The organism is Rhodococcoides fascians NBRC 12155 = LMG 3623 (assembly GCF_001894785.1).
Classification (GTDB): Bacteria; Actinomycetota; Actinomycetes; order Mycobacteriales; family Mycobacteriaceae; genus Rhodococcoides; species Rhodococcoides fascians.
Window position 1 is genome coordinate 254760 of record NZ_BCWW01000010.1, and the last position, 11290, is coordinate 266049.

General features: G+C 65.5%; 10 protein-coding genes. 7 read left to right on the plus strand and 3 right to left on the minus strand.

The window, feature by feature from the left end; genetic code table 11:
* Nucleotides 1-31: 31 nt before the first annotated feature.
* Genes RFA01S_RS21145 through holA form a run of 3 tightly spaced genes read left to right on the plus strand, consistent with a single transcriptional unit; the run spans nt 32 to nt 3599 of the window.
* Nucleotides 32-988: a ComEA family DNA-binding protein gene (locus RFA01S_RS21145; protein ID WP_072692170.1), complete on the plus strand. Its 957-nt coding sequence runs from the start codon at nt 32-34 to the stop codon at nt 986-988.
* Nucleotides 985-2571: a ComEC/Rec2 family competence protein gene (locus RFA01S_RS21150; protein ID WP_139278485.1), complete on the plus strand. Its 1587-nt coding sequence runs from the start codon at nt 985-987 to the stop codon at nt 2569-2571. The genes RFA01S_RS21145 and RFA01S_RS21150 overlap by 4 nt, the downstream gene beginning before the upstream one ends.
* A 50-nt stretch (nt 2572-2621) precedes the next feature.
* Nucleotides 2622-3599: a DNA polymerase III subunit delta gene (holA, locus tag RFA01S_RS21155; RefSeq protein WP_179271311.1), complete on the plus strand. Its 978-nt coding sequence runs from the start codon at nt 2622-2624 to the stop codon at nt 3597-3599.
* Between the two features lie 75 nt (nt 3600-3674).
* Here holA and rpsT read toward each other — a convergent pair whose 3' ends face one another.
* Entirely contained in the window at nt 3675-3935 is a 261-nt protein-coding gene (rpsT, locus tag RFA01S_RS21160; RefSeq protein WP_027497522.1) for a 30S ribosomal protein S20, read from the minus strand.
* A 355-nt stretch (nt 3936-4290) separates the two neighbouring features.
* Here rpsT and RFA01S_RS21165 point away from each other — a divergent pair, with 355 nt between their 5' ends.
* Genes RFA01S_RS21165 through RFA01S_RS21175 form a run of 3 tightly spaced genes read left to right on the plus strand, consistent with a single transcriptional unit; the run spans nt 4291 to nt 7655 of the window.
* Nucleotides 4291-5841: a circularly permuted type 2 ATP-grasp protein gene (locus RFA01S_RS21165; protein WP_230591495.1), complete on the plus strand. Its 1551-nt coding sequence runs from the start codon at nt 4291-4293 to the stop codon at nt 5839-5841.
* Nucleotides 5842-6816: an alpha-E domain-containing protein gene (locus RFA01S_RS21170; RefSeq protein ID WP_032368183.1), complete on the plus strand. Its 975-nt coding sequence runs from the start codon at nt 5842-5844 to the stop codon at nt 6814-6816.
* Nucleotides 6813-7655 carry a transglutaminase family protein gene (locus tag RFA01S_RS21175; protein WP_196248540.1) on the plus strand — a complete coding sequence of 281 codons (843 nt, stop codon included), beginning with the start codon at nt 6813-6815 and terminating at the stop codon, nt 7653-7655. Before RFA01S_RS21170 ends, RFA01S_RS21175 begins: the two co-directional genes overlap by 4 nt.
* A gap of 48 nt (nt 7656-7703) precedes the next feature.
* Here RFA01S_RS21175 and RFA01S_RS21180 read toward each other — a convergent pair whose 3' ends face one another.
* A complete protein-coding gene (locus tag RFA01S_RS21180; protein ID WP_027497518.1) occupies nt 7704-8273 on the minus strand; it encodes a type II toxin-antitoxin system PemK/MazF family toxin in 570 nt (189 codons plus the stop codon).
* 148 nt (nt 8274-8421) lie between these two features.
* Here RFA01S_RS21180 and lepA point away from each other — a divergent pair, with 148 nt between their 5' ends.
* Nucleotides 8422-10269, plus strand: coding sequence for a translation elongation factor 4 (gene lepA, locus RFA01S_RS21185; protein WP_045194648.1), 1848 nt, complete (start codon nt 8422-8424; stop codon nt 10267-10269).
* Nucleotides 10270-10382: 113 nt separating this feature from the next.
* Here lepA and RFA01S_RS21190 read toward each other — a convergent pair.
* On the minus strand, nt 10383-11290 hold a 908-nt coding region (locus RFA01S_RS21190; RefSeq protein ID WP_139278486.1), incomplete at its 5' end, for an HNH endonuclease signature motif containing protein.

Below are 11290 nucleotides of genomic sequence, written 5' to 3' on the forward strand. Positions count from 1 at the left end.
GTTCGTCCGGAAGGCGCTAGCGTCCTGAGACATGGGCGGCGACGACGATCGGGCACACACGGTGGCACGATTGAATTCCGTGCGGAGGCAGAATGATTCCGCGCGCGCCGAGCCGCGCCGAGTCGACGAATTCGATGACCCCCAGGGCGAGCCGCCGATCGGGCAATACCAGGACGGCGTCGTGCGTCCCGATCCGGAGTGGCTGCTTCCTGCCGCGCAGCGTCCCGAATCACCATGGTCGTCGTTGCTACCGCAGCGGTGGCGATTCGCGCGGGTGGATCCCGGCCGACCCGGTGTGAAGGCGTTGGCGGCGGCGGGTGTGTTCGTGGTCCTCGTCGCCGGCTTCGCGGTGTTTCGAGATGCGCCGACGCCTGCGCCCGCACCACCACTGGCGGTGGTCTCCACCGACGCCGCCGATACCCGCGCGCCGGACTCGGCGATGTCCGAATCCGGGTCGGTGGGCCGGTCGCCGGACAAGACGGCCGGCACGGCACCGGTCGCGGAAACAGAACTTGTCGTCAGTGTCGTCGGACTCGTCGCGCATCCCGGTCTCGTTCGGCTGCAACCGGGCTCGCGCATCGCCGACGCCTTGGCCGCAGCGGGAGGGGCCGTGGAGGGTGCCGATCTGTTGGCGCTGAACATGGCAGCTCGGGTGTCGGACGGCGATCAGATCGTCGTGGGGCTGGTCCCGGCTCCGGCGGCCCCTCCGGTCAGCGGCACCACGTCGGGTCAGGGCGCAGGGCCCGACAGTGGTGCCGGTTCGACGACGGACCAGGCGGGCCCGGCCGCCGGCGGGGCTGTGGACCTCAATACGGCCACGGTCGCAGAATTGGACGCGCTGCCCGGTGTGGGACCGGTGACGGCAACGTCGATCGTGAGCTGGCGAGACACGAACGGCCGCTTCGTATCGGTCGATCAGCTCGCCGAGGTCGACGGTATCGGCCCGGGCCGGCTCACCAAGATTCGCGACCTGGTCCGAGTCTCGTGACCGGGGTGCCGTCGTCGACGGACTCCGAGGAACCAGTTCCTTTCGACATCCGCCTGATTCCGGCGGCAGCGGCATCCTGGTCGATCACTGCGACCGGTATTCTCGCCGGTCCGAGCGCGGCGGTGAAGGCCACGGTGGTGACGTGCGCGATCGTGGTGCTGGGAGCCGTTGTGCTGCAGAGGATCTCGAAGGGTCGAGCGGACACCGCGAGACACGTGTGGTCCGGGGCGGCCGCGGTGATCGTCGTGGCGTTGTGTTTCGGCGGTGCGATCTGGCTCCAGATGCGCTCGGTGGCGGAGCATCCAGTGGCTGCGGCCGCGCAGAATCGGGCATGGATCACGGCAGTGGTCGACATCGAAGAAGACCCGCGACGTCTGCCCGCGCCCGGGCCGCCGATGGTGATGTTGCAGGCGGAGATGACCCGCGTCGATGTCGGTGGCGAGGCGCTCTACGTCGGCGGCCGGGTATCGATCGTGGCACCGGAGTCGACATGGTCGGCACTGCTTCCGGGCCAGCAGATCACGGTCCGGGGCCGGCTCGGGGTACCCACCAGGTCCGATATGACCGTGGCCGTCATCCGAACGACCGGTCCGCCGGTGGCCGTAGGTGAGCCCGGACCGGTCTCGTCGGCGGCGGGCTCGTTTCGCTCGAATCTGGCAGATGTGGCGCAGAATTCGCTCCCGTCGGACCGGGCAGGTCTACTGCCGGGCCTCGTCGTGGGCGATGTCTCACGATTGGACGAGCAGGTAGTCGAGAACTTCCGAGCCGCGGGATTGACGCATCTGACCGCGGTGTCGGGTGCGAACTTCTCGATCCTGATCGGTGCCGTGCTGTTGGTGTTGCGCGGCATAGGGATCGGGCCTCGCGCGACCGTCACGATTGCCTTCGTCGTTCTGATTGCCTTCGTCGTCGTGGCCCGACCGTCTCCGAGCGTGTTGCGCGCCGCGGTGATGGGGTCGATCGGTTTGCTGGCCTTGGTGACCGGCAGACGGAAGCAAGCGGTCCCGGCCTTGTGCGGCGCGGTGTTGGCACTACTCGGGTGGTGGCCGCGGCTCGCCGTGGACGTCGGATTCGTGTTGTCGGTGTTCGCCACCGCGGGGCTGGTGCTGGTGGCACCGATCTGGGTGGACTGGCTGCGGGCCCGAGGATGGCCCCGGGCAGCTGCGGAGGTGGTGGCGGTCGCCGCGGCGGCCCACGTGGTGACGGCACCCGTCGTCGCGGCAATGGCGGGAACGTTCAGCGTGGTGGGTGTGGTTGCGAACGTACTGGTCTCGCCGGTCGTCGCCCCCATCACCGTGGTGGGCATCGTGACTGCGGTGTTGGCTGTGGTCAGCACCTCGTTGGCCGACGTGACGGCGCAGCTGGCGTCGGCACCGTTGTGGTGGTTGATCACGGTGGCCGAGCGTGCCGCGTCGGTGCCGGCAGCATCGGTCGTCGTTCCCGAGGGTGTCCGAGGAATCGCGGCGGCGACCGTCGGCACAGTCGCGCTCCTGGGCGCGCTGCGATGGGCGTTGTTCCGCTGGGTGTCGGCCACGTTCGCGATTGCACTTCTGGCGCTGTGGACGGCCCACGTCGTGTGGTGAGTGCCGGTCCGAAGCGGATGTCCGTGGTGTCGGCGGCGCATGGCACGATCATGGTCGTGACTTCGAGTGTGGCTCCTCTGCATCTGGTACTCGGCGACGAGGAACTACTGATGGATCGTGCGGTGGCCGCGATCGTGACGCAGGTGCGTGCGAATGCGGCGATCCCGGGGGAGGACCTCCCGGTGACCCGGCTGCGGACCGGTGACGCAAGTGCTCCCGAGCTCGCCGAACTGCTGAGTCCGTCGCTGTTCGCCGAAGACCGTGTCGTCGTACTCGAGGCGGCGGCCGAGGCCGGTAAGGATGCAGTCACTCTGGTGCTCGACGCGGCTACCGATCCACCCGAGGGTGCCGTCGTGGTGGTCATGCATTCCGGCGGCGGCCGCGCCAAAGCGATGGTCGGTGCCCTCCAGAAATGCGGGGCTCAGGTCCACGAATGCGTCAAGCTCACCAAACCGGCCGAGCGGATCGATTTTGTCCGGGGCGAGTTTCGCGCGGCGGACGTCCGCGTCAGCGGCGAGGTGATCGAGGCTGTCGTCGAGTCCGTCGGTAACGAACTCCGCGAATTGGCCTCGGCGTGTTCGCAGTTGGTCTCCGATACCGGAGGCAAAGTCGATCTGGCCGCCGTGCGTCGGTACTACTCGGGCAAAGCGGAGGTATCGGGATTCGACGTCGCGGACAAGGCCGTCATCGGTGATCGAGCCGGCGCTCTCGAAGCCTTGCGGTGGGCGATGCACCGGGGAGTGGCACACGTTCTCCTCGCGGATGCGCTCGCCGATGCCGTGCGCACCATCGCGCTCGTCGGCTCGGCCGGTCGCGGTGACCCGTTCCGGATGGCAGGCGAACTGGGAATGCCGCCCTGGAAGATCAAGAAGGCGCAGGGCCAAGCGCGCGGGTGGAACGGCCGCTCGATAGCGCAGGCCCTACGCGTGGTGGCGCAGCTGAACGCCGACGTCAAAGGTCAGGCAGCGGACGCGGACTACGCGGTGGAGCGAGCTGTCGCCGAGGTCGCCTCGTTGGGTGACCGCTAGCGGGGTGCCCGGCGCACGACAAAGCCCGCTGCGTCCTCGTCGGATGCAGCGGGCTCGGTCGAGCTCAGTACGAGATCAGAGCTTGTTGACTGCGAGAGCCAGTGCCGACTTCTTGTTGGCGGCCTGGTTCTTGTGGATGACGCCCTTGCTGGCGGCCTTGTCGAGCTTGCGGCCGGCATCGAGGAGAATCTCGGAAGCCTTGTCCTTGTCGCCCGCAGCCTGTGCCTCGCGGAACGAGCGGATGACGGTGCGAAGGGAGGACTTCACCGACTGGTTGCGCAGGCGTGCACGCTCGTTGGTGAGAATCCGCTTCTTCTGGGACTTGATATTGGCCACGCGTAAAATCCTTGTCGTCTTCGTCGGTATTCCGGTCAGGGCGATCCATGCTGGAATGCCCGAAGTCTGCTGCTGAGCGTTGAGCCCTGCGCCGAAGATCGAGAATACCAGCACAGGACGGCAGAACCCAATTCGGAGTCGCCCTCCACAGCCGTTTCAAGAATTTAACGCTTCTACCGCGCCTAACTCCTGTCTCTGTAGCAACATTGCCAGGATGAGTCCGCGATCGGCAACGCATGCCGCCTCCAAGGCCAAAGCGACCAGAACGAAGTCAGCGGATCGTGTCGAACCCGATGCAGACGGGGTGTTCGGGGGGTACTCCGACGTCGGAAAGTACAGCCTCGCCTTCGACGAGATGTTCGACTCGGACGGCCGTACTCGAACGCCGTACAAAGGAATCCACACGGCGCTCGCCCCGGCGAACGCCGTGGACCTGGACGCCAGATCGGATGCGCTCGGACGCGCGTTCGTCGACCAGGGCATCACGTTCTCACTGTCCGGCCAAGAACGCCCGTTCCCGCTCGACCAGGTGCCCCGCGTCATCGCAGCAGGGGAGTGGTCGCGTCTGGAACGCGGCATCAAGCAACGCGTCAAGGCTCTCGAGATGTTTCTCGCCGACATCTACGGAGACCAGGAAATCCTGCGAGACGGCGTCGTTCCGAAACGGCTGATCACGTCGTGCGAGCACTTCCACCGTGAGGCCGTCGGCATCACCCCGCCCAACGGCGTACGTATCCACGTCGCCGGAATCGACCTCGTCCGCGACGCGCAGGGCACGTTCCGTGTCCTCGAAGACAACCTGCGTTCACCCTCGGGCGTCTCCTACGTCATGGAGAACCGCCGGACCATGGCCCGGGTGTTCCCGGACCTGTTCGCCAGTCACCGCGTGCGTGCCGTCGGCGACTACGCCTCGCACCTGCTGCGGGCACTGCGCGCATCGGCCGCCCTCAACGAGGCAGACCCGACCGTGGTGGTTCTCACTCCGGGCGTGGCGAACTCGGCGTACTTCGAGCACTCGCTGCTCGCTCGGCTGATGGGCGTCGAGCTCGTCGAAGGTCGAGACCTGTTCTGCCGAGACAACATCGTCTACATGCGCACCACCGAGGGCGAGCGTCAGGTCGACGTCATCTACCGACGAATCGACGACGACTATCTCGACCCCATGCAGTTCCGTCCCGACTCGGTGCTGGGAGTGGCAGGTCTGGTCAACGCCGCCCGCGCAGGCAACGTCGTCATCTCGAGTGCCGTCGGAAACGGCGTCGGCGACGACAAGCTCGTCTACACCTACGTTCCCACCATCATCGACTACTACATGGGCGAGAAGCCGCTGCTGGCCAACGTCGACACGTTCCGGTGCTGGCTCGACGACGAGTGCGAGGAAGTCCTCGACCGCATCGACGAACTGGTGATCAAGCCGGTGGAAGGTTCTGGCGGCTACGGCATCGTCTTCGGACCCGACGCCTCGCCGAAGGAACTCGCCACCATCAGCAAGAAGGTCCGCGCGGATCCGCGCGGCTGGATCGCCCAGCCCGTCGTACAGCTCTCGACGGTGCCGACGAAGATCGGCGATCGCTTGGTACCCCGCCACGTCGACCTGCGGCCGTTCGCGGTCAACGACGGCGACGACGTCTGGGTGTTGCCCGGCGGACTGACCCGAGTGGCGTTGCCGGAGGGGTCCCTGGTGGTGAACTCCAGCCAGGGCGGTGGCAGCAAGGACACCTGGGTGCTCGCCACTCGGACCTCTCAGGAGGAGCAGGAACTTGCTGGCGACGAGATCGTCAGCGTTCCGCCGGAGTCACCGATGGCCGAACAAGGCCCGGAGCTGACGATGGACCAACAAATGAATCAGCAGCAGCAGCAACAGCAGCAGGCAACGAACTCGGACTCGAACGGCGGTGGACAGTAAATGCTCGCGCGCAACGCAGAGTCGCTCTACTGGATCGGGCGGTATGTGGAGAGAGCGGATGACACGGCCCGCATTCTCGATGTCACCGTCCACCAACTTCTCGAAGACGCCACAGTCGATCCCGACCACACTTCGCGAGTGTTGTTGCGAGTGCTCGGTTTCCAGCACGAGCCGGACGTCTCGCTCGACGTGTGGTCGCTTACCGAGGTCGTCGCCTTCAGCCGCGACGGATTGGGTTCGATCGTGGACTCACTGTCGAGTGCGCGCGAGAACGCCCGAGGTGCGCGTGAAGTCACGTCCAGTGAGATGTGGGAGTGCTTGAACACCACGTACAACGGATTGAACGAGCGCATCAGGGCGTCCAAGCGCACCGGCCCGGCCGAGTTCTTCAGCTACATCGAGGAGCGCGCCGCGATGTTCGCCGGTCTCGCGGACTCCACCCTCAGCCACGACGACGGCTACCGCTTTCTCCTGCTCGGTCGCTCGGTCGAGCGCATCGACATGATCGTTCGGTTGTTGCTCTCGCGAGCCGGTGACCGGCCGTCGTCGCCGGCGTGGGTCACTGTGCTTCGCTCGGCCGGTGCCCACGACACCTACCTGCGCACCTACCGCGGCGCGCTCGATGCCCAGCGAGTACTGGAATTCATGTTGTTGGACAGACTCTTTCCGCGTTCGGTGTTCTACGCACTGACCGAGGCGGAACGGTCTCTCGACCAGCTCGATCATCAGCCGAACAGTCGCGTCGGTGCCCGCGCCGAGGCGCAGCGCCTACTCGGTCGCGCTCGAAGTGAGCTCGAATTCCTGCGTCCCGGTGCAATTCTCGAGGACCTGCAGGATCGGCTGCTGGCATTGCAGGAAACCTGCCGCGAACTCGGCGAGGCGATCTCGAAGCAGTACTTCCATGCCGCGCCGTGGGTGGCGTGGACCGATGCCGGGTCCGGCACATACGAAGATCAATTGGAAGGTGAACTGTGAGCTGGCGTATGCGTGTCGTGCACACCACGGGCTATCAGTACGACGCACCGGTGACGTCGTCGTACAACGAGGCTCGACTGACGCCGCGAAGTGACAACCGGCAGAACGTCATTCTGAACCGAGTCGAGACCAACCCGGTGACCCGCTCCTACCGGTACACCGACTACTGGGGAACGGCGGTGACGGCATTCGACCTGCACGCGCCGCACACCGAGCTCGAGGTGACCGGTTCGTCGGTGGTCGAGACCGACCCCTTCGTCTACCCCGACGAGAACGCCTCCTGGGAGGAGCTGGCCAGCGACCCGATCACCGACCGCTTCAACGAGGTGCTCGACAACACCGAGTACGTGCCGAAGAACAGGCAACTCGCGTCGGTCGCGAAAAAGCTGTCGAAGGGTCTGCCGCCGCAGGAATCGGTCGTCGAGATCTCCAACTGGGTCAACCAGGAGATGTCGTACGTTCCCGGTACCACCGGTGTGCACACCTCGGCGGTGGAGGCCTGGTCGGAGAAGAAGGGTGTGTGTCAGGACTACGCCCACCTGACGCTGCTGATGCTGCGCAGCGTCGGCATCCCCAGTCGGTACGTCTCGGGCTACCTGCATCCGAAGAAGCAGGCCGCGATCGGTGCGACGGTCGAGGGCCAGTCTCACGCCTGGATCGAGGCCTGGACCGGTGCGTGGTGGGGCTACGACCCGACCAACGCCATCGCCGTCAACGAGCAGCACGTGTCGGTAGGACTCGGCCGTGATTACGCCGACGTCCCGCCGCTCAAGGGCATCTTCTCCGGCGGCGGTTCGACGGCTCTCGACGTGGTCGTGGAGATCACGCGACTGGCCTAGCGTCGTGCGCGTTTTGCGTACCCAGGGATACGCAAAACGCGCACGAGGTCAGTTCCAGCCGTAGTCCCGACGCAACCGATCTGCCACGGACTCGAACTGAGCTCTACCGAGGATTGCGCCTTCGCGACGAATACCGTCCTCGGGCACGTCGAGAACTCGGTCCAGACGAATCCAGCTCGGGCGCCCCTCGGCGTCCCACGCACCGGATCCGATCGACTGCCAGTCGCGGTCGCCGTCGCGGCTGCTCTGGCTCGACAGCATCAGGCCGAGCAGATCGTTGCCCTCACGACCGATGACCAGCACCGGGCGGTCCTTGCCCTGAGTGGCGTCTTCCTCGTAGGTAACCCAGGTCCAGACGATCTCACCCGGATCGGCCTTGCCGTCCAGATCGGGGGAGTACTCGATGGTCCGCGCCCGTTGGGCGGTCGGCCTGGTCTGCGATGCCACCGGACGGCCGGGGCGAGGTGCCGGAGCCGGCGTGCGCGACGCGCTTCCGGAGATCGCGTCCTTGCCTTTCTGCAGCGCACCGGAGTTCTGTAGTTGACGCAGTAGCCTCGGGCCCTCGCGCAGTGCGATCTTGCCCAGTTCCTTGCCGAATCTGCTCCAGTTGCCAGCCATGCGGCGAGTGTAGCCACGGCGGCAGCGCTACAAACCGCCCTGACTCACCGGGCGACCAGCCACGACGGACAGCCGGGGACGGCGCACCGTTCCGCTCGTGGGACGATAGGGAAACCCGTTCGCTCATTTCGAACACGCCAGCCGAAGGATACGAGTGCCCAGCTTCGCCGACACGACGTTCACCGATCCGTCCAGGATCAGGAACTTCTGCATCATCGCCCACATCGACCACGGAAAGTCGACGCTGGCAGACCGGATGTTGCAGCTCACCGGCGTCGTCGACGACCGGTCGATGCGTGCGCAGTATCTGGACCGGATGGACATCGAGCGCGAACGCGGCATCACCATCAAGGCGCAGAACGTGCGTCTGCCCTGGGTCGTCGACGGCGAAGAATTCGTTCTGCACCTCATCGACACCCCCGGCCACGTCGACTTCACGTACGAGGTGTCCCGCGCGCTCGAAGCGTGTGAAGGTGCGGTCTTGCTCGTCGACGCTGCTCAGGGCATCGAGGCGCAGACGCTGGCGAACCTGTACCTGGCTCTCGACAAAGAGCTCACCATCATCCCAGTGCTCAACAAGATCGACCTGCCCGCTGCCGACCCGGATCGCTACGCCGCCGAAATCGCGCACATCATCGGATGCGAGGCCGACGACGTGCTGCGGGTGTCCGGCAAGACCGGAGTAGGCGTCGAGGAACTGCTCAACGAGGTCGTCAAGCTGGTGCCGGCCCCGGTGGGCAATCCCGACGGCCCGGCCCGCGCGATGATCTTCGACTCGGTGTACGACACCTACCGCGGCGTCGTGACCTACGTCCGAGTGGTCGACGGGGCACTCAACCCTCGTGAGAAGGTCACGATGATGTCGACCGGCTCGACGCACGAGTTGCTAGAAGTCGGCATCGTGTCGCCGGACCCGAAGGCCACGAAGGGCCTGGGCGTCGGCGAGGTGGGGTACCTGATCACCGGCGTCAAGGACGTCCGTCAGTCCAAGGTCGGCGATACCGTCACCACGTTCCGCAAGGGTGCTACCGAGCCGCTGACCGGTTACCGCGAGCCACGGCCGATGGTTTACTCGGGCCTTTACCCACTCGACGGCTCCGACTACCCGGACCTGCGCGACGCCCTCGAAAAGCTTCAGCTCAACGACGCGGCCCTGACCTACGAGCCGGAGACCTCCGTGGCTCTCGGATTCGGCTTCCGCTGCGGCTTCCTGGGGTTGCTGCACATGGAGATCACCCGCGAGCGGCTCGAGCGTGAATTCAACCTCGACTTGATCTCGACCTCTCCGAACGTCGTCTACCGCGTCGAGATGGAAGACGGTGCCGAGCACATCGTCACCAACCCGTCGTACTGGCCCGAGGGCAAGGCGCGGGAAGTGTTCGAGCCCATGGTCAAGTGCACCATCATTTCGCCGAGCGAGTTCATCGGCTCGATCATGGAGCTGTGTCAGGGGCGACGAGGCGAGCTCGGCGGTATGGACTACCTGTCGGAGACTCGTGTCGAACTGCGCTACACGATTCCGATGGCCGAGATCATCTTCGACTTCTTCGACATCCTGAAGTCACGCACTCGTGGATACGCCAGCCTCGACTACGAGGAGATCGGCGAGCAGAGCGGAGCGCTGGTGAAGGTCGACATCCTGCTGCAGGGCGAGGCCGTCGACGCCTTCAGCGCGATCGTCCACAAGGACGCCGCTGCGGCCTACGGCAACAAGATGACGACCAAGCTCAAGGAACTGATTCCGCGGCAGCAGTTCGAGGTGCCGATTCAGGCTGCTATCGGATCTCGCATCATCGCCCGCGAGAACATCCGCGCCATCCGTAAGGACGTGCTTGCCAAGTGCTACGGCGGCGACATCAGCCGTAAGCGCAAGCTGCTCGAGAAGCAGAAGGAAGGCAAGAAGCGAATGAAGACCATCGGACGGGTCGAAGTTCCGCAGGAAGCTTTCGTGGCGGCACTGTCCTCGGAGTCCTCGTCGGACAAGCCGAAGAAGTAGGGACGGGACTTCCGCTCTCTGAAATCGTTGTAACGCAATCTTTCCGGCCCCGCACCGTGTTCTCGGTGCGGGGCTGGTGTCTTTGTGTGGGGCTGGTGCGTGTTTGCGCGGGCTCATGCGATGTGGGGGCCGGCTCGTGCGTGGGATTGTCGGGGTCGTCGGTACGGGTCGACGGATGCCGGGGGTACGAACCAGGGGTGCTGATCGGTGCCGATGAACACGTCCCAGTCACTGTGGTGGATGAGTCGGTGATGGAATCCGCACAGGAGGACGAGGTTGTTCATGTCGGTGGGGCCACCATCGGCCCAGTGCCAGATGTGGTGACCTTCGGTCCAGGCGGCGGGTTTTCCGCATCCCGGGAACGCGCAGCCGTGATCGCGGGCAGTCAAGGCGCGTTTCTGCTTGGCGGTGACGGTCCGGGCGGTGCGGGCGAGGTTGAGTGGGTTGCCGTTCTCGTCCATGACGATGGCGGTCAGGACACAATCACACGCCAACTGGCGGGAAGTGTTGCGGGAGAGGGGTCCCATCCACGGTAGCCACCCGACCGACGTGCCGTCACCGAACAGGTCCCGATACGCGCTCCGGTTCGCGGTCGGGCGATCTGGTTCGCCCTGGGAATCGGACTCGGCCGTGTCGGGGTGGATCGGGTTTCCGGTGTCGATGTCGACCGGATCGGTGTAGTCGGGTTCTGCTGCGGCGCGGGTGGTTTCGTCGTCGGTGACGTCGCTGTTGTTCTGGCTTTGGAGGTCCTGTAGCCGGATGTGCAGGTTGACGTGTGGTTTTTCGCCGCCTTCGGTGGGGCGATTCGAGGTGGCGAGGTAGCGGTCGAGGATGTGTCCGAAGGCGTCGGCTCGTCTCTTGGCGGGGCTGCGGTCGTCTTGGGTGCCGTCGGCTGCGGGGTGGGGTTCGGTCAACGGGGAAAGTGCGGTGAGCAGCTTTTCTCCGGTGATCGCATCGAAATCCATCTTCGCCACGAGACGTCCGTTGAGGGTTTTCGAGGCGAAGAGTTCGTTGCGGTCGG

Bases quoted from the DNA above. Each gene is read 5' to 3' on its own strand.
- RFA01S_RS21165 (WP_230591495.1), top strand. From the start codon at position 4,291: ATGTTCGACTCGGACGGCCGTACTCGAACGCCGTACAAAGGAATCCAC.
- RFA01S_RS21170 (WP_032368183.1), top strand. From the start codon at position 5,842: ATGCTCGCGCGCAACGCAGAGTCGCTCTACTGGATCGGGCGGTATGTG.
- RFA01S_RS21145 (WP_072692170.1), top strand. From the start codon at position 32: ATGGGCGGCGACGACGATCGGGCACACACGGTGGCACGATTGAATTCC.
- RFA01S_RS21180 (WP_027497518.1), bottom strand. From the start codon at position 8,273: ATGGCTGGCAACTGGAGCAGATTCGGCAAGGAACTGGGCAAGATCGCA.
- holA (WP_179271311.1), top strand. From the start codon at position 2,622: ATGGTCGTGACTTCGAGTGTGGCTCCTCTGCATCTGGTACTCGGCGAC.